Genomic DNA, 16,363 nt, shown 5'->3' with positions numbered 1-16,363 from the left:
ACTATTTAAGTTGGTAGTCGTGAGTTCGAGTCTCACTCTCTTCCACCATTTTTGCCCGGTCGCAGCTGTTTTTGCGTTCGGGAAGCAAGACGTAAAGCGGGGGAGAATGCCCGGTGGCTTGGGCGCCAACTATTTAAGTTGGTAGTCGTGAGTTCGAGTCTCACTCTCTTCCACCATTTTTACCCGGTCGCAGCTGTTTTTGCGTTCGGGAAGCAAGACGTAAAGCGGGGGAGAATGCCCGGTGGCTTGGGCGCCAACTATTTAAGTTGGTAGTCGTGAGTTCGAGTCTCACTCTCTTCCACCATTTTTACCCGGTCGCAGCTGTTTTTGCGTTCGGGAATCAAAACGTAAAGCGGGGGAGAATGCCCGGTGGCTTGAGCGCCAACTATTTAAGTTGGTAGTCGTGAGTTCGAGTCTCACTCTCTTCCACAAATCATCGGAAAGGTCGGCTTGTTCACTTCGGCGAGAGACCGATTGAGCAGCTTGTGAGCACACTGTGTTTTCTTGTCTGTGCTGAATTAAATGAAGGATGCAAGGTATGCAGTGGATTGCTGAAGGTCGACGTATCATCAAAGTAGCAGTGCCACTTTCGATCGTTTATTTGATTGAAAGTATGATGGCATTCGTTGACTCCGTATTTATGGGGCGCTTTCGTGCAGATGAAATTGCCGGCTATGGTCTAGGAGCTCGTATTGTTTTCGATGCCACCAATGTCATTTGCCTGTGCGTCATTGGCATGGTCGCCGTTTTCTCAGCCAAGTACGACGCGATCCAGGATAAGCGGGCCGTGGAGGTACATGTACAACACGGTTTCTACATGTGCTTTCTACTTAGCCTGCCAGTCGTTCTGGTGACGTTGAACCTTGACAGTTTGCTGGTTGCCTTCAATGTCGACCTGGCGGTGTCTTTGCAGGCTGATCAATATGCGCAAGGAGCAGTGTACTCAATCTTGCCGTTAGCTTTGTTCTGCGTCCTGCGAGATCACTCAGCGGCCGTTTCTGACTTCTCGTCTATTCTCTACATCACCCTATTTGCTAGCGTATTTAAAGCGGTGATTTCCTACGTGCTTATTCTCGGCGAGTTCGGTTTTCCGCGGCTGGGTGCATACGGTGCGGGCCTTTCGACCTCCTTAGTCAGCTGGGGAATGCTGGCTGCGGAGATCGCGCTCTATTCGTTGAGCAACCGTAAATCTCGCAAGGCGTACGCCATCTTCACGGGGTGGGTAACGCCTCGATTTTCCTTGGTTAAAAAATATTTGGCGATGGGGTTGCCACTATCCGCAAATAGCTTGGTCATTTCGCTGATGTTCATCGTGCTAATGCTCTTTACGGAGAAAGTTGGAACGTTGGAGTTGGCAGCGGCACAGTTGGTGTTTTCCTATATCTACCCGGTGTTCATGCTGGTTGAAGGGGTTCGGGAAGCCATTGCCATTCGTGTCGCTCAAGAGCATGCGCTAGGTAACGTGCATAAGGTTCGGAGGCTGACGGTGGTGGCGTCCATGGTCAGCATGCTGTTCTTGTTTCCCTTCGCCTTTGTCGTATTTTTCGATTCAACGTTGGTTGCATCAATGTTCTTCAATGTCAACGACTCATCGAACTTCGGCCTTCTAACCCAGTTCAATCTGATTATTTGCCTTGCTGCTCTCAGCATCGTCGTTGAGTGTGTCCAGGTAATTCTGCTCGGAGCACTGAAGGGCTTGGAGGATACCAAGGTGCCTTTCCTTATAAATACCACTACCGCTTGGCTGATCGGTGTGGCTGGGGGGTACTACTTGGCGTTCAATCTGGATCAGGGGGTAGTCGGCCTATGGGTGGCGCTGATTTTCAGCCATCTCCTTTCACTGTTGCTGCTGATGTTACGGCTTTTACTTGTCACCAGACCTAACAGTTCCCTGCTAAGAATGAGCTCTGCATACGACTAGTCGCGACAAATAGCCAAGACGGCCGAAGCGGGTCAAGCGGCTAATCATCAGTGTTTTTGGAGCGATCGCCGGTCGGTATTAGGGGGAGTGCGTATGCGTGAAGTACTGGTTACTTACATTGACGCTTATGAAGTTTCAATCAACTGTCTTGAGCAGTTCCATGGTACCGAGCTTGCGACTGCCGTTGATGGATTGCTGTCGCGGATTGCGGCCTGTGACGATGTGTTGGTCAATAATATACTTAAGCATCACTGTCATGTGCTTGAACTCAGCGGTGAGGAGTGGGTGTGGTTCTTGCCCAGCATTCTTGAATTGGAGCGCAATAGCGCCTTTGTCGCGGCTTATTTGATAGAACAGATCCCGCTGATCAAACGTCACTTGGATATGCAGGTTTTCGTGAGATTTCTGCTGGCCATTAAGGATCAATCTGCACGCGGTCTGTCCTATCTGATCGGCACTTCCGACTCTGCTCTGTGTGATGATTTGGAGTCGATCCTTGAAGTGGTAGGCGTCGCCTACTATCGAGCCGTCATGGACTGTGTGCTACTACACAAGGACGAACTAGGCCCTTGCTGCGCCCCCTTACTCATCCATATCAAGAACTATAATCGACACTTACCTGTCACGGACTTGGATGCGCTGGTGGCATTGGTCTGCGATGTACACGCCCGTTATGGCAGTTTTGGCGCCGTTGCGTTGCTGGAAAATGCCGATGTAGTATTTTCACGGCATAGCATTCAGTCGGTACATGAACGCCTAGGCGACCTGTTAGATGAAAGTGTTGACTACTTCCATTATCTACTGGCCAATGGTTTGCCGAAGGTTGGAGGGATTCGTACGGTCACGGCATCTGTTGAACAATTGGATGGCGCGAGTTTGATATCGCATATAGATGCTCCCGGGGTGTTCGATGGCGGATTGGTCTCCGCGATTATTTCTAATATGAGTTTCATGGACCCGAAAACACTCGAGAACATGCGGTATCAGCTGGCGATCAATGATTTCAATAGATGGTTCGAACATCAGCATGCCTTCATTAATGCGCGTATGCGTATCGCCGACTCCTATACCGCTTTCTGGTTTTCACCTTTCGACTATTGGGGCGGCGAAATAGGTATCGCCCGTTTTAGGACACTTTTAGGGCAGGCTATCGAAGCGACGTACGACAAAGTTGCCCGGCAAACCTTGGTGTACGGGAACAAATCGCTGTTCGATCGAAATGCCGAGTACACCGAAGCTCGTTTGCGAATGATGATAGATGCAGCTTTTCCCAAAGACAGCAGCGAAATACTGGTGCCTGAAGATATTGCAAGTATCAGAATTTACCTCGACGACCAAGATCGGGAAAGTTTTAGAGACCGGCAGTCAAGACAACGGGTGTTTATTAGTACTTGGAACAGAAATCCATGGCAGGACTACAGCCGCTCCGATGAGTTTTACTCATGTACCGGTATTGGTGATTACGCTGTCAATAATGCCCCAGGCTATTTGGTGGAGCCGAATTTATGTCGCCTATATGTTTGGTATCAAGGGCGGCGCATTGGCCGCATTAATCTTATTGCCGTAGCAGACGTTGAAGGTGCCCCCGGGCTGTTGCTTGACGGCGTCGAGGGTGGTGGCCGCCTGCTGCAATCCGAAGAGCGGATGCTGGATATCTTGGGCTGCGTTGCCGAATTCGCTAAGCGCTGTGGATTGAGTACCTATTACATTAACTGTAAGGCGACCTACAATAATGTACCAAAGCAGTTCATAGCCCAGGCGATTTGTCATGTGGGGCTACCGGTGACGAATAGCTATCTGCGTCGCTTTTACCAAGGAATGGAAATCTATCAGGCAATGCCCCACGGACTCATACCGTTCTTCGAATCCTTCGGGAATAACCTGTCCGGGGTAGTTCGTTGTCTGAAAATCACGTTGCCCTAGCGGCAAACGTTAACAAGGAGGTGTTATGTTGACTACGTTGACCGATCATGAATATCTAGCGGCGGATCGAGTGTTGTTTTTCGATCACGGGAAACTGCTGGAAGATGCCTCGCCAGCAGAGTTTTTCGACGCGCCAAAGGAACCGCGGGCTCGGGCGTTTTTAAAGCAGGTGCTGTAAGGTTGCTGGTGAATAAGGCCGTGAAGATCACGGCCTGCGGTTGCTGAAAATTTCATCCAGACATTGCTTAGCGATATTTCCAGGGGCGCTGCTTGCCGCAGGTGGGTTGGCGATATTTATCCGATCCCAATCGGCTAAAAAACGGTCCCAGAAAATCGCTGAAGAGTTGTATCGTATAGGGCCGGAAAAAGCATCGTAGCCGCATGCAAACATGGACCAAAGTCCGGTTGGCAGCGGCTCGCTCCAGATTCTGTCCATGTGCATGGCGATCTGGCCTGCGGCGTTGTCAGGCCGCCCAGTCCATGTTTAATGAACTTTTGGCCAGCGAATTGAATGTGCAAAGTTCTACGCGACAATAATATTTTTTCCAGGGTATCGGCTGCGAATTTGTTTGATCGTCAGGTCGTGTGCGTCGGCGGGAATGCATCGATCCCCGATGTTTCCGAGCAATAATCTGAATGCGTAGCTCTCAAGACCGTCCAGGGATACCTCATGGAAGTCTAATATCACTAACTCGCCAGGATTCTGTGTTGTGAAATTTAAGACTACGTTTGTGCAATCGTGTAGGTAGCGATCTGCGTGATAACCATTGGGTTCAAACCTGTGCTTAGTGCCGTCTCTGTACACGCGCAGGTCAAGTGCTCGAATACCATTATCCAGCTGATAGTCAAAAGAGTCGTCCAGACAAGCGCCCCACCAATCAGCCGGCCATCCAGCCCCTTTCTGGTCGACGACTGCATCATGGGCCAGCGGCAATATCAGATCACGTATTTTCAAGTGTTTCAGGGCGGGGCCGATATTGTCATCCAGCGGCGGCAATCCGTCAGGGTTACAGCGTGTTGAAACATCAGGTTGTAGCGGATACTGCTGAGGGATTGTTTTTCCATTGTGCCATCGTTACTGGCCATCAGGATGATTACAATGTCTGTGTTATCGCCCAACTTGGCCAGCTCATCAAGTGGCAGTTCACAGGAGAATGTTGATGCGCCTGTCGCATCGTCCACGGGTACGGCCTCTGCCAACTCAATGACACCGCCGCGCCCATCGGCGTATGTGCATTCGCAGCGTAGCCATAGTTTTGACTGGCTGTTGATTCCTATCCACGGCAGAACGGTGACGACGGGGCTGGCCGTGAGGGTGTTGTAGTTCAAGACATCATTTTCCGTGTCAGACACGGTGGGCGGTAATAAAAATGAGTCAGGCGTTTGCGGTTCGTGATCTTACTCTTGGATTGATATGATGGCACCTGTTTATGCGTTAATATCAGGGTTGATTTAACGCGTTGCCAGGACCATCTACCACTATCAGAACTGTTAGTGGAGAGAGTGATTAAAGTGGTCTACCGTCGAGCATTTTAATTTAACAAACAGTTATCGACGACTTGGTCTAATGTGGGAGCGAGACCGGCATGCCGGCGAAGACGGCCCCAATCGCAACTCGGCGGAAGCGGGGCTCCCTCGCCACAAGCCTATTGTTATGCCCTTTAAACCTTGAATCGCCCCACCAGCATCTGCAAATGGGTGCCAAGCCGCGCCAGCTCCACGCTGGAGGCCGCGGTCTCTTCACTGGCGGCCGAAGTCTGCTCGGACACATCTCGCACGTTCAGCACGCTGCGGTTGATCTCTTCAGCCACGGCGCTCTGTTGCTCGGCTGCTGCGGCGATTTGCTGGTTCATCGACTGGATCGCCGACACGGTGCGGGTGATGTTGGTCAGCGAACCACCGGCTCGGCGGGTCAGTTCGACGCTGCTGTCGGTCAGGGTGCGGCTGTTGTCCATGATATTGGCGACGTGCTGGGTGCCGGTTTGCAGGCCGACGATCAACTCTTCGATTTCTTCGGTGGACTTCTGGGTGCGCTGAGCGAGGCTGCGAACTTCGTCGGCGACCACTGCGAAACCCCGTCCTGCCTCACCGGCGCGGGCGGCTTCGATGGCGGCGTTGAGCGCCAGCAGGTTGGTTTGCTGGGCCACGGACTTGATCACGTCAAGCACGCTGCCGATCTTGTCGCTTTCGCGCTTCAGGTCGCCCATGGCGGCGGTGGAGTTGCCGACTTCGATGGCCAGGCGCTCGATCTGGGCGATGGCTTCGCCGACTACCCGATCGCCCTCGCGAGCCTGTTGGTCGGCGGCGACGGCGGCTTCGGACGCTTCCTCGGCGTTGCGCGCGACTTCCTGCACAGTGGCGGTCATTTCGTGCATGGCGGTGGCCACCTGATCGGTCTCGACCTTCTGGCTGTTGACCCCGGCGCTGGTTTGCTCGGTGACGGCGGACAGCTCTTCAGCGGCGCTGGCGATTTGGGTCACGCCATCGCTGATGCCGCCGATCAATTCCCGCAAGCCCAGGGTCATGCTCTGCATGGCGCGCTGTAGCTGACCCAGTTCGTCCTGGCGTTCGGAAGTCAGGTTGTGAGTCAGGTCGCCCGCGGCGACACGCTCGGCCACTTTGAGGGTCTGGCTCAGAGGGATGACGATCTGGCGAGTGATGGCCCAAGCCGCGAACAAACCAAAGGCCGACGCCAGTACGGTGGCCATCAGCAGCAGGTTTTTGGCGTGTGCCGCATCGGTGTCACGCACGACGGTTTGCGAGACGGTGAGCTTTTTGCTGACGTCGAACAGAATGTCGCCTTGCGCGCTCATACGCTTGAGGGCAGCGGCGCTGGCGACCTGGGAGTCGCGGAACTGGCTGACGGCTGCGCGGTAAGCTTTGAGCGAATCGGTCGCCTGTTGCAGGTTGGCGATGTGCTGTTCCGGCAGTTGAGACGGCAGGCTTTCAAGGTTTTTCAGCGCGTTGCCGATGGCGTCCAACGCCGGCTGCTCGGCCTCGGGTTTGCCGCTGTAGGTGTAACCGCGCACTTGAAAGCGCGCTTGCTGGATCAGCTTGCTCAGGTCGATCACGCTGTTGAACTGAGCGACGCTGTCGCCTTGCAACAGGGATTTTTCGACTTCAGCGACCCGGGCCACGGCTTTATCGGCGGTGGCGCCCAGTTTACTGCGAGCATCTTCGCGGGTGGCGGTGGCTTGAGTCATGTCCGCGAAAGCGCGTTTGTACTCGCTGACTGCGGCCAATTGCTGGTCGATCATTGCCACGTCGGCAGGCTGTTCGATCAGCGTGCGGGCGGTTTTCAGGCCGGTATCGAGTTGGCCGATCAGCTCGTTGACGGCGCCCGGGCCTTGTTCGCCACGGCGCATGTCGTAATCCAGGCGGGCGAGGCGCAGGTCTTTGGTCAGCTCATTGAGGCTGGAAATAAACCCAAGCGTATCGCCACGGCTGATCACACCGCTCAGACCGGTCCAGCCGGTGAAGGTGATCAACAAGGTCAGAAGCAGCACCAGACCGAAGCCGATACCCAGTTTGCGATTGACGCTTACGTTTCCCAGTTTCTCGGCTAGCCAACGGTACATGCTGCAACTCCCCTAGGACCTAATCGGTTTTATGGGAACTGTATCGGCCGGTTGGCAGGGTTCTATAGGCGTCAAGGCACGATCCCGTAGGAGCTGCCGAAGGCTGCGATCTTTTGATCTTGATTCTAAAAATCAAAAGATCGCAGCCTTCGGCAGCTCCTACATGGGGAGGTGTGATCCGGAAGGGTTAAAACAAACGAGAGAGCAGCGCAGTGACGGCGGTCTCAACCCGCAAGATGCGATCGCCGAGTTGCACCGGTTGCAAGCCGGCCTTGGCCAGCAAGTCGATTTCGTAGGGAATCCAGCCGCCTTCGGGACCGATGGCCAGGGTCACGGGTTCGTTCAGGCCACGAGGGCAGGGCGGGTAGTTACCGGGATGACCGACCAGGCCGAGGGTGCCTTCGGTAATGGCCGGCAGACGGTCTTCGACAAAGGGCTTGAAGCGCTTCTCGATGACAACCTCCGGCAGCACGCTGTCCCGGGCCTGTTCAAGACCCAGGATCAATTGCTCGCGAATCGCCTCGGGTTCCAGGAATGGGGTTTGCCAGAAGCTCTTCTCGACGCGATAGCTGTTCACCAGCACGATTCGCGGCACACCCATGGCGGCCACGGTCTGAAACACCCGACGGAGCATTTTCGGTCGTGGCAGAGCCAGTAACAGGGTCAGTGGCAGCTTGGCCGGTGGAGGCTGGTCGAGGGTGACACGCAACTCGGCTTCATCGGCGTCCAGGCGCAACAACTCGGCCGAGCCCATCAGGCCGCCGATACGCCCGACCCGCAGGCTGTCGCCGACCACCGAGCGGTGGACTTCCTGCATATGAGTCAACCGGCGATCGCGCAGGATCGCCCGGTCGGCCGCAATGAAATCAGCCTCTTCGAGCAGCAGCAGGTTCACGCTTGGGTCGCTGGTGGCTGGTCGTTGTGATCGTCAGCCGGCTGATCGTCCGGGTGCTCGCCGCGCTTGCTGATGAGGCTACCGAACAGGATGCCGATCTCGAACAGCAGCCACATCGGTACGGCCAGCAGCGTCTGCGAGAAAATGTCTGGCGGGGTCAGGATCATGCCGACCACGAAGCAGCCGATGATCACGTATGGGCGGATCTTCTTCAGGTATTTGACGTCGACCACGCCGATCCACACCAGCAATACCACGGCCACCGGGATTTCGAACGCCACACCGAAGGCGAAGAACAGCGTCATGACGAAATCAAGGTAGCTGGTGATGTCGGTCATCATTTCCACGCCGGCCGGGGTGGCTGCGGCGAAGAATTTGAAGATCAACGGGAACACCAGGAAATAGGCGAAGGCCATGCCGGTGTAGAACAGCAGAATGCTGGAGACCAGCAACGGCACCGCGATGCGCTTCTCATGCTTGTACAGGCCCGGCGCGATGAAGCCCCAGATCTGATGCAGGATCACCGGGATTGCCAGGAACAGCGAGACCATCATGGTCAGCTTCAGCGGCGTCAGGAACGGCGACGACACGTCAGTGGCGATCATCGTCGCGCCAGCCGGCAGATACTGCCGTAGCGGCGTGGAGACGAAGGTGTAGATCTGCTGGGTGAAGGCAAACAACCCGGCGAAGATGATGAAGATCGCCGCTACGCAACGCAGCAGGCGAGTGCGCAACTCGGTGAGGTGCGAAACCAGCGGCATGTGCTGGTCGTTTTCGGGGAGATCGCTCATGGGGCTCGCGGCGGCAAAGTGGTGTCGTGAGGCGCCGGCGTTGTCGGCGCGGCGGCAGGAGCAACAGGTTCTACTGGAAGTGCAGGTTCAGTGGCTGCAACCACCGGTGCAGCTTCAGCCGCCGGCGGATGAATCGTCTGCGTCGCTACAGGTTCCACCGGCGTCGGCTCCTGCTGAGTCGGCGTGAAGATCTTCCGCGCCTCCTGCTCCAGGGACAGAATGTGCTCGTTGTGCAGTTGTCGACGAATCTCGTCGGCACCGATTTCACGTTCAACTTCCTGTTTGATCGCGTTGAAGCTGCGCTTCAGCCGACCAACCCACAGGCCGGCGGTGCGCGCAGCGCCCGGCAGACGCTCGGGGCCCAGCACCAGCAGGGCGACGAGGCCGACAAGCAGCAGTTCAGAGAAGCTGATACCAAACATTAGTCAGTGCTCACGAGTCTTTGCGGATCGGCTCTTCGACCTTTTGCGCCTGCACGTCGATGGTGTGCGGCGGGTTCACAGACTGTGTGGTCTGTGGCTGAACAGGTGGAACCGGTTGGGCCGGGGTCGCTGTCGGGTCGGCCGGTTTCTCGTCGTCGTTCATGGCTTTACGAAAGCCCTTGATCGACTCGCCCACGTCAGTGCCGAGGTTTTTCAGCTTCTTGGTGCCGAACACCAGCACCACGACAACCAGGATGACGATCCAGTGTTTCCAGTCAAAAATGCCCATGTTGCGTTCCTCTCAAATAGTTGTTCAGGCGGACGGGCGAGAGGCTTTCTCGGCGTGTCCGGACAGACCGAAGCGACGGTCCAGTTCATCGAGCACAGCCTGTGGATGCTGCCCCAGCTGGGCGAGCATGACCATGCTGTGGAACCACAAATCGGCGGTCTCATAGATCACATCGCTGCAGTCACCGCTGATGGCGGCATCCTTGGCGGCAATGATGGTTTCGACCGACTCTTCGCCGACTTTTTCCAGAATCTTGTTCAAGCCCTTGTGGTACAGACTGGCGACATACGAGCTGTCGGCAGCGGCGCCTTTGCGCTCTTCCAGCACCTGGGCCAGACGGGTCAAAGTGTCACTCATGTGTGTGTCCTGCGGAATAGATAGCGTGCGGGTCTTTCAGCACCGGGTCGACGGTTTTCCAGTCGCCGTTCTCGAAGACGCGGTAGAAGCAGCTCTGACGGCCGGTATGGCAGGCGATGTCGCCGATCTGCTCAACCATCAGGATGATCACGTCAGCGTCACAGTCCAGGCGCATCTCATGCAGGGTTTGCACGTGACCGGACTCTTCGCCCTTGCGCCACAGCTTGCCACGGGAACGTGACCAGTAAATGGCACGGTTCTCGGCAGCGGTCAATTCCAGCGCTTCGCGGTTCATCCAGGCCATCATCAGGACGCGTCCGGTCTTGTGATCCTGGGCAATCGCCGGCACCAGGCCATCGGCGTCCCACTTGATCTCGTCCAGCCAGTTTTTCATCTTCGACTCCGACAGCGGGCTCTACTTCAATAGTTGAGGCCAATGTTCAAATTCAGCGTTCAAACAGTGTGCCAGCCGATCATCCAACTGGCTATCGGCGAACGACCAGATACAAGCCGACCGCCACCATGATTCCGGCGGGCCAATGCCCCAATTCGTTCAGCGGGCCACCGGCGGCGAGTATCGTGCCACCCGCCAGGTGAGCGGTGCCGAGCAACCGCAGGAACCAGTCGTCCTTACGCTTGTGCCAAGGGGGCGGTGGGTCGTTGGCGTGGGGCTGGGACATGCGCTCGAGCAGGTCGCGGGCCATGTTGGCCAGATGCGGGATCTGTTCGAACTGGCTCTGCACGTTGCCTAATAAGGCTTTGGGGCTGACGCGCTCGCGCATCCAGCGTTCGAGGAACGGCTGGGCGGTGTTCCACAGATCGAGGTCCGGGTACAGCTGACGGCCCAGGCCTTCGATGTTCAGCAGGGTTTTTTGTAGCAGTACCAACTGCGGCTGCACTTCCATGTTGAAGCGTCGAGCGGTCTGGAACAGGCGCATCAGCACCTGACCGAAGGAAATATCTTTTAACGGTTTTTCGAAAATCGGCTCGCACACCGTCCGGATCGCCGCTTCGAATTCGTTGAGTTTGGTTTCCGCCGGCACCCAGCCCGAATCGATGTGCAACTGCGCGACACGCCGGTAATCACGCTTGAAGAACGCGAACAGGTTACGCGCCAGATAGTCCTGGTCTTCCGGGGTCAGGCTGCCGACGATGCCGCAGTCGATCGCAATGTACTGCGGGCTCCACGGTTGCACGGTGCTGACGAAGATGTTGCCGGGGTGCATGTCGGCGTGGAAGAAGCTGTCGCGGAACACCTGGGTGAAGAAAATCTCCACACCACGCTCGGCGAGCATTTTCATGTCGGTGCGCTGGTCGGCCAGGGTCGCGAGGTCGGTGACCTGAATCCCGTAGATGCGCTCCATCACCAGCACTTTCGGCCGGCACCAGTCCCAATAGACTTGCGGCACATAGAGCAGCGGCGAACCTTCGAAATTGCGCTTCAGCTGGCTGGCGTTAGCCGCCTCGCGCAGCAGGTCGAGTTCGTCGTAGATGGTTTTTTCGTAGTCGCTGACCACGTCCACCGGGTGCAGCAAGCGAGCATCGGCCGAGAGCTTTTCCGCGGCGCGGGCAAGAATGAACAGCCACGCCAGATCCTGGGCAATGATCGGTTTTAGGCCCGGACGGATCACTTTGACGACGACTTCTTCACCGGTTTTCAGCTGCGCGGCATGCACTTGCGCCACCGAGGCCGAGGCCAGCGGTTCGACGTCGAAACGGCTGAAGACTTCACTGATTTTTTTGCCGAGCTGCTCTTCGATCAGCCTGATCGACACTTGCGAGTCGAACGGGGGCACGCGGTCCTGCAGCTTCATCAGTTCATCGGCGATGTCTTCGGGCAGCAGGTCGCGGCGCGTCGAAAGAATCTGGCCAAACTTGATGAAAATCGGCCCCAGGTCCTGTAATGCCAGGCGCAGTCGCGCGCCACGGCTCAGGTCCAGCGTCTTGCGCGGAAACCAGCGCCACGGCAAGGCGTAGCGCAGCGCCAGCAGAAACCAGGGCAGTGGCAGGGCGAACAGCAAGTCATCGAGGCGGTAGCGAATCACAACGCGCTGGATGCGCAACAAACGGCGGACGGCAAGCAGCTTCATGCGTTATCGCTTGGGTCGAGGGATCGGAAAAGGCGCTCGAAACGCGCCTCGAGACGTTCCAGATCGAGCTTGATCTGGTCCAGTTCATTAAAACGGGCGTCAGCTTCGCGCTGACCTACGAGGGCGCGCGATTCTTCGGCCAGGTATTCACCCAGGTTCTGGTTCAGGCTGGCGAACCCTTGTTGATACCAGCGTGCGCGACTGCGCAGATGACCGCCGACCAGTTGCGTGGCCACAGGTCCCAGCCAGCGCGAGAGTTCGTACTCCCAGTCCAGTTCGAGGTCCTGAAGGATCGCCGCCAGTTCCAGCAGCACGCCGCTGTCGCCGTCGAGTTCGACTTCCGGGGCATGCAGAACCGAAGTCTTGTCCTTGCTCGTCGCCAGTTTCAGCAGGCTTGAGGCCGGTGCGCGCAAGGTGCAGTCGGCGCCGGTTTCCCACTGGGAGGCGAGCATCAGGCCTTCATCGCTGGGCAAGATGAACAGTTGCAACGCAGGGCTACGGCAGTCGACGGCAATCACCTTGCCACTCAAATGCGCCAGCCGCGGCAGTGCCGTGCTGTCGAGACGCAGCACCCGGTTCAAACCGAGTTCAACGCTGGCGAGCAGGCCGGCCAGCAACATCAGGGTTTGATGCCGCGGTGCAGGGCGACGATGCCTGCGGTCATGTTGTGGTACGTCACGCGGTCGAAACCGGCCTCGACCATCATCGACTTCAGGGTTTCCTGGTTCGGGTGCATGCGGATCGATTCGGCCAGGTAGCGATAGCTTTCCGAATCATTGGTGATCAGCTTGCCCATCAACGGCATGAAGGCGAACGAATAGGCGTCGTAGGCTTTGGACATCAGCGCGTTGGTCGGTTTGGAGAATTCCAGCACCAGCAAACGGCCGCCCGGTTTCAGCACGCGCAGCATCGAGCGCAGGGCGTCTTCTTTATGCGTCACGTTGCGCAGGCCGAAAGCGATGGTCACGCAATCGAAATGGTTGTCCGGGAACGGCAGCTTTTCAGCATCGGCCTGGACGAATTCGACGTTGCCGGACACACCCAGATCCAGCAGGCGGTCACGACCGACCTTGAGCATGGATTCGTTGATGTCGGCCAACACTACCTGACCCGTCGGCCCCACGAGATGCGAGAACTTGCGGGTCAGGTCGCCAGTGCCGCCGGCGATGTCCAGCACGCGGTTACCGGTGCGCACGCCCGACAGTTCGATCGCGAAACGCTTCCACAGACGGTGCATGCCGCCCGACAGAAGGTCGTTCATCAGGTCGTACTTGGCGGCTACCGAGTGGAAAACTTCAGCGACTTTTTCCGCTTTCTGGCTTTCCGGAACGTTTTTGAAGCCGAAGTGAGTGGTGGGTTCGGCATCGCTGCCTTTGCGCTGATCAGTCATATCGCTGTCACCAAAAGAGAATGCGCGACATTCTAATCCCGGTGGCCTGCTTTGTCTTGGCAAGGCTGAAGGTAAGATAGGCAACCACCGGGACGTTTTGACGCAGCTACGGTCAAGATTTTCAGGAAGTATTCATAAAGCAGGAGTCATTCGATGGCCCGTATTAGTGTTGAACGTGCCCACGGCCTGGGTAAGGAAGCGGCTCGCGAGAAGGCCGACAAGTTGGCGCAGAAACTGTCCGAACAATATGGCCTGGAGCCGCAGTGGTCCGGTGACACCCTGAATCTCAGACGCTCGGGTGTAAAAGGGGCGGTGTATGTGGGCGAGGACTCGATCAAGGTCGATGTCGAACTGGGCCTGTTGATGTCCGCCATGAGCGGCACCATCAAATCGGAAATCGAAAGGGCGCTCGATAAAGCACTGACCTGATCCACTTCCATCTGTGGAATGCGGTCCCTGTGGGAGCGAGCCTGCTCGCGAAAGCGGTCTTTCAGTCGACATCAATGTTGAATGTGCCTGCCTCTTCGCGAGCAGGCTCGCTCCCACATTTGTTTGTGGTGCGCCCAAAGGTTTATGTCACTTGTTAGGGTGCCGTTTCTAATTATTCTCACTACTTTGTGCCTGAGCCCGACTCTTTGCGGGCAGTTCCTCGACCCTTCTGCGCGTGAGGTGCACCATGGCCAAAGTTATTTTGAAGAAAAAAGTCGACGTTGAAACTAACGCCCTGGGCGACGTCAAATCGTATGCCCGCAAGATCTGGCTCGCGGGTCTGGGTGCTTACACCAAGGTCGGCCAAGAGGGTAGCGAGTACGTTCAAGAGCTGATCAAGGCTGGTCAAGCTGTTGAAAAGAAAGGCAAAAAAGTAGTCACTGAAAAACTTGAAGCGGCCAATGCCGAGATCGATGAAGCCAAGAGTGAAGTGAGCACTTTCAAAGGCAAAGTCGAACTTCAACTCGACAAAGTCGAAAGGGCTTTCGATACACGTATCGCAAGTGCCTTGAATCGTATCGGCATTCCGTCTAAACATGACGTTGAGACACTCTCTGCTAAGCTCGATGAGCTGACGGCATTGCTCGAACGTGTCGCGCGTAAATCTTAAGGAGAACGGGATGGCTGGTAAAAAGAATACTGAAAAAGAAGGCAGCTCGTGGATCGGGAAGGTCGAAGACTACTCCCGCAAGATCTGGCTGGCTGGTTTAGGCGTGTACTCGAAGATTGACACTGACGGCAGCAAGCTCTTCGATACATTGGTTAAGGACGGCGAGAAAGCCGAGAAGCTCACCAAGAGCGCTGTCGGCAAGAAAGTCGATGCCGCCAAGGACTCTGCTTCGTCGGCCAAGTCGCGCATCAGCGGCGTGAAAGATCGCGCACTGGGCAAATGGGATGAGCTGGAAGGGGCTTTCGACAAGCGTCTGAACAGCGCCATTTCGCGCCTGGGTGTACCGAGCCGCAATGAGGTAAAAGCGCTGCACAGCAAGGTCGATACCCTGACCAAGCAAATCGAAAAACTCACCGGTGCCAAGGTTGCGCCTGTTGCAGCGAAAACCGCTGCGGCCAAACCAGCAGCCAAAAGCGTAGCCAAACCATTGGCCAAGGCTGCCGCTAAACCGGCAACCAAAACTGCAGCGGCGAAACCAGCAGCCAAAGCGGCCGCAAAACCAGCCGCAAAACCGGCGGCCAAACCTGCAGCTAAAACCGCAGCAGCCAAACCCGCCGCAGCGAAAAAGCCAGCAGTGAAAAAACCGGCCGCCCCGAAAGCGGCTGCACCGAAACCAGCAGCGGCTGCCGCCAAGCCGGTAACCCCGGTCAGCACGGCGAACTCCGCCACTGCTCCGACCCCTGCTGTAACCCCGACTGCCGCGCCGGCTCCATCGACGCCAACCAGTCAGTCCTGAGTTCAGGACTAAAAAAACGCCCGGCCTGCAAAGGTCGGGCGTTTTTGTTTTGAAGATTCACGAAATGGGTCAACTGTCGAAAAAAGATCGCAGCCTTCGGCAGCTCCTGCATGAGATTGCATATATCTGCAGGAGCTGCCGAAGGCTGCGATCTTTTGATGTTAATGCTCTTCAAGGTACTGCAACGCCAACCGCTCGGTCGCAACCTTGATCGGCGGCAGCAAATGCGGCGCCACCAGCATCATGATCTGATACACCACCAGTCTCACTTCACCTTCACGGTCGAGAATCCGCTGATAGTCCAGCGAGAACAGCAATGTCATGGTGATTTGTTCCACCAGCTGGCCCAGCGCCTGGGTATCACTGACCAACTGACCTTGAGCTTTCAACTGTGCCAGCAATGACGCTAGTGTGCGCTTCAACGCATTGAGCAGGTTGCGTATCCCCTTGGCCAGTTTCGGCAGGCGGCCGGCAAGGTTCGACAGGTCCTGGAACAAAAACCGGTAGTGGGCCAGACGTTCGATGATCAGGTGCAGGAACAGCCAATAATCTTCGGGCGCCAACTCCACATCGGATGGAGGATCAAGCAAGGGCGTCAGCTCGGCCTGGAAACGCTCGAACAGCCCGAGGATCAGCGGTTCCTTGCCGTGGAAGTGGTAGTAAAGGTTGCCCGGGCTGATGCCCATTTCGTTGGCCACTTCCATGGTGGACACATTCGGTTCGCCCTTCTGATTGAACAACTGCAGGGCACATTCGAGAATCCGGTCGCGGGTTTTCATCCAGTCTTCTTAATGGTCGAGTCATGCCACGGC

The 16,363-nt window shown here is 56.4% G+C and carries 17 protein-coding genes, 3 tRNA genes and 1 pseudogene; 9 read left to right on the top strand and 12 right to left on the bottom strand.

From position 1 onward, the window contains the following. The first annotated feature begins 99 nt into the window (after positions 1–99). From BK662_RS15700 to BK662_RS15680, 6 genes and pseudogenes are all read left to right on the top strand, one after another. Positions 100–172: transfer RNA gene (locus tag BK662_RS15700), tRNA-Lys, on the top strand. A gap of 55 nt (positions 173–227) precedes the next feature. Beyond that, positions 228–300 (top strand) — tRNA-Lys (locus BK662_RS15695). A 55-nt stretch (positions 301–355) separates the two neighbouring features. Then, positions 356–428: transfer RNA gene (locus BK662_RS34805), tRNA-Lys, on the top strand. Between the two features lie 110 nt (positions 429–538). After that, positions 539–1,921: an MATE family efflux transporter gene (locus BK662_RS15690; RefSeq protein WP_123358807.1), complete on the top strand. Its 1,383-nt coding sequence runs from the start codon at positions 539–541 to the stop codon at positions 1,919–1,921. A gap of 93 nt (positions 1,922–2,014) precedes the next feature. Continuing rightward, positions 2,015–3,844 (top strand): hypothetical protein, encoded by a 1,830-nt coding sequence (locus BK662_RS15685; protein WP_123358806.1) that lies wholly within the window; start codon positions 2,015–2,017, stop codon positions 3,842–3,844. 61 nt (positions 3,845–3,905) lie between these two features. After that, positions 3,906–4,022: pseudogene (locus BK662_RS15680) on the top strand (peptide ABC transporter ATP-binding protein); the annotation flags it as partial. 782 nt (positions 4,023–4,804) lie between these two features. Here BK662_RS15680 and BK662_RS15670 read toward each other — a convergent pair. From BK662_RS15670 to ubiE, 11 genes are all read right to left on the bottom strand, one after another. Continuing rightward, positions 4,805–5,173 carry a hypothetical protein gene (locus BK662_RS15670; RefSeq protein ID WP_123358804.1) on the bottom strand — a complete coding sequence of 123 codons (369 nt, stop codon included), beginning with the start codon at positions 5,171–5,173 and terminating at the stop codon, positions 4,805–4,807. A 332-nt stretch (positions 5,174–5,505) separates the two neighbouring features. After that, entirely contained in the window at positions 5,506–7,422 is a 1,917-nt protein-coding gene (locus BK662_RS15665) for a methyl-accepting chemotaxis protein (protein ID WP_123358803.1), read from the bottom strand. A 187-nt stretch (positions 7,423–7,609) separates the two neighbouring features. Then, complete coding sequence (locus BK662_RS15655) at positions 7,610–8,317, bottom strand: 16S rRNA (uracil(1498)-N(3))-methyltransferase (RefSeq protein ID WP_123358802.1); 708 nt, start codon at positions 8,315–8,317, stop codon at positions 7,610–7,612. Further along, complete coding sequence (gene tatC / locus BK662_RS15650; RefSeq protein ID WP_123358801.1) at positions 8,314–9,108, bottom strand: twin-arginine translocase subunit TatC; 795 nt, start codon at positions 9,106–9,108, stop codon at positions 8,314–8,316. The genes BK662_RS15655 and tatC overlap by 4 nt, the downstream gene beginning before the upstream one ends. Further along, positions 9,105–9,530, bottom strand: coding sequence for a Sec-independent protein translocase protein TatB (gene tatB, locus BK662_RS15645; RefSeq protein ID WP_123358800.1), 426 nt, complete (start codon positions 9,528–9,530; stop codon positions 9,105–9,107). The genes tatC and tatB overlap by 4 nt, the downstream gene beginning before the upstream one ends. Before the next feature lie 10 nt (positions 9,531–9,540). After that, positions 9,541–9,819, bottom strand: a complete 279-nt coding sequence (locus tag BK662_RS15640) for a twin-arginine translocase TatA/TatE family subunit (RefSeq protein ID WP_123358799.1) — start codon at positions 9,817–9,819, stop codon at positions 9,541–9,543. A 24-nt stretch (positions 9,820–9,843) separates the two neighbouring features. After that, entirely contained in the window at positions 9,844–10,176 is a 333-nt protein-coding gene (locus tag BK662_RS15635; RefSeq protein ID WP_007899279.1) for a phosphoribosyl-ATP diphosphatase, read from the bottom strand. Then, entirely contained in the window at positions 10,169–10,570 is a 402-nt protein-coding gene (gene hisI, locus BK662_RS15630) for a phosphoribosyl-AMP cyclohydrolase (RefSeq protein WP_007899278.1), read from the bottom strand. The genes BK662_RS15635 and hisI overlap by 8 nt, the downstream gene beginning before the upstream one ends. A 91-nt stretch (positions 10,571–10,661) precedes the next feature. Further along, positions 10,662–12,266, bottom strand: a complete 1,605-nt coding sequence (gene ubiB / locus BK662_RS15625) for a ubiquinone biosynthesis regulatory protein kinase UbiB (protein ID WP_123358798.1) — start codon at positions 12,264–12,266, stop codon at positions 10,662–10,664. Next, positions 12,263–12,886 (bottom strand): ubiquinone biosynthesis accessory factor UbiJ, encoded by a 624-nt coding sequence (locus tag BK662_RS15620; RefSeq protein ID WP_123358797.1) that lies wholly within the window; start codon positions 12,884–12,886, stop codon positions 12,263–12,265. The genes ubiB and BK662_RS15620 overlap by 4 nt, the downstream gene beginning before the upstream one ends. Beyond that, positions 12,886–13,656 carry a bifunctional demethylmenaquinone methyltransferase/2-methoxy-6-polyprenyl-1,4-benzoquinol methylase UbiE gene (ubiE, locus tag BK662_RS15615; RefSeq protein WP_008005057.1) on the bottom strand — a complete coding sequence of 257 codons (771 nt, stop codon included), beginning with the start codon at positions 13,654–13,656 and terminating at the stop codon, positions 12,886–12,888. The genes BK662_RS15620 and ubiE overlap by 1 nt, the downstream gene beginning before the upstream one ends. A gap of 153 nt (positions 13,657–13,809) precedes the next feature. Here ubiE and BK662_RS15610 point away from each other — a divergent pair, with 153 nt between their 5' ends. The 3 genes from BK662_RS15610 (at position 13,810) to BK662_RS15600 (ending at position 15,551) form a co-directional block, all read left to right on the top strand. Then, on the top strand, positions 13,810–14,085 hold the full coding sequence (locus BK662_RS15610) for a polyhydroxyalkanoic acid system family protein (RefSeq protein ID WP_030129232.1): 276 nt from the start codon (positions 13,810–13,812) through the stop codon (positions 14,083–14,085). Positions 14,086–14,332: 247 nt separating this feature from the next. Next, positions 14,333–14,755 carry a phasin family protein gene (locus BK662_RS15605; RefSeq protein ID WP_007899266.1) on the top strand — a complete coding sequence of 141 codons (423 nt, stop codon included), beginning with the start codon at positions 14,333–14,335 and terminating at the stop codon, positions 14,753–14,755. A 10-nt stretch (positions 14,756–14,765) separates the two neighbouring features. Beyond that, the gene (locus tag BK662_RS15600; protein WP_123358796.1) at positions 14,766–15,551 is read left to right on the top strand and encodes a phasin family protein; all 786 of its coding nucleotides are present in this window, start codon (positions 14,766–14,768) and stop codon (positions 15,549–15,551) included. 161 nt (positions 15,552–15,712) lie between these two features. Here the strand turns inward: BK662_RS15600 and BK662_RS15595 are convergent, their stop codons facing one another. Next, a complete protein-coding gene (locus BK662_RS15595; RefSeq protein ID WP_123358795.1) occupies positions 15,713–16,330 on the bottom strand; it encodes a TetR/AcrR family transcriptional regulator in 618 nt (205 codons plus the stop codon). Between the last annotated feature and the right edge of the window lie 33 nt (positions 16,331–16,363).

Origin of the sequence: Pseudomonas frederiksbergensis (assembly GCF_003732275.1) — a bacterium.
GTDB lineage: Bacteria > Pseudomonadota > Gammaproteobacteria > Pseudomonadales > Pseudomonadaceae > Aquipseudomonas > Aquipseudomonas frederiksbergensis_H.
The sequence above is the reverse complement of the archived record's forward strand: the minus strand, read 5'-3'. Positions and strand labels throughout refer to the sequence as shown.

Excerpts from the sequence above, each read along its gene's own strand:
- BK662_RS15690 (WP_123358807.1), top strand. The coding sequence starts at position 539 with ATGCAGTGGATTGCTGAAGGTCGACGTATCATCAAAGTAGCAGTGCCA.
- BK662_RS15685 (WP_123358806.1), top strand. The coding sequence starts at position 2,015 with ATGCGTGAAGTACTGGTTACTTACATTGACGCTTATGAAGTTTCAATC.
- BK662_RS15665 (WP_123358803.1), bottom strand. The coding sequence starts at position 7,422 with ATGTACCGTTGGCTAGCCGAGAAACTGGGAAACGTAAGCGTCAATCGC.
- tatC (WP_123358801.1), bottom strand. The coding sequence starts at position 9,108 with ATGAGCGATCTCCCCGAAAACGACCAGCACATGCCGCTGGTTTCGCAC.
- tatB (WP_123358800.1), bottom strand. The coding sequence starts at position 9,530 with ATGTTTGGTATCAGCTTCTCTGAACTGCTGCTTGTCGGCCTCGTCGCC.
- BK662_RS15640 (WP_123358799.1), bottom strand. The coding sequence starts at position 9,819 with ATGGGCATTTTTGACTGGAAACACTGGATCGTCATCCTGGTTGTCGTG.
- BK662_RS15635 (WP_007899279.1), bottom strand. The coding sequence starts at position 10,176 with ATGAGTGACACTTTGACCCGTCTGGCCCAGGTGCTGGAAGAGCGCAAA.
- hisI (WP_007899278.1), bottom strand. The coding sequence starts at position 10,570 with ATGAAAAACTGGCTGGACGAGATCAAGTGGGACGCCGATGGCCTGGTG.
- ubiB (WP_123358798.1), bottom strand. The coding sequence starts at position 12,266 with ATGAAGCTGCTTGCCGTCCGCCGTTTGTTGCGCATCCAGCGCGTTGTG.
- BK662_RS15620 (WP_123358797.1), bottom strand. The coding sequence starts at position 12,886 with ATGTTGCTGGCCGGCCTGCTCGCCAGCGTTGAACTCGGTTTGAACCGG.
- ubiE (WP_008005057.1), bottom strand. The coding sequence starts at position 13,656 with ATGACTGATCAGCGCAAAGGCAGCGATGCCGAACCCACCACTCACTTC.
- BK662_RS15610 (WP_030129232.1), top strand. The coding sequence starts at position 13,810 with ATGGCCCGTATTAGTGTTGAACGTGCCCACGGCCTGGGTAAGGAAGCG.
- BK662_RS15605 (WP_007899266.1), top strand. The coding sequence starts at position 14,333 with ATGGCCAAAGTTATTTTGAAGAAAAAAGTCGACGTTGAAACTAACGCC.
- BK662_RS15600 (WP_123358796.1), top strand. The coding sequence starts at position 14,766 with ATGGCTGGTAAAAAGAATACTGAAAAAGAAGGCAGCTCGTGGATCGGG.
- BK662_RS15595 (WP_123358795.1), bottom strand. The coding sequence starts at position 16,330 with ATGAAAACCCGCGACCGGATTCTCGAATGTGCCCTGCAGTTGTTCAAT.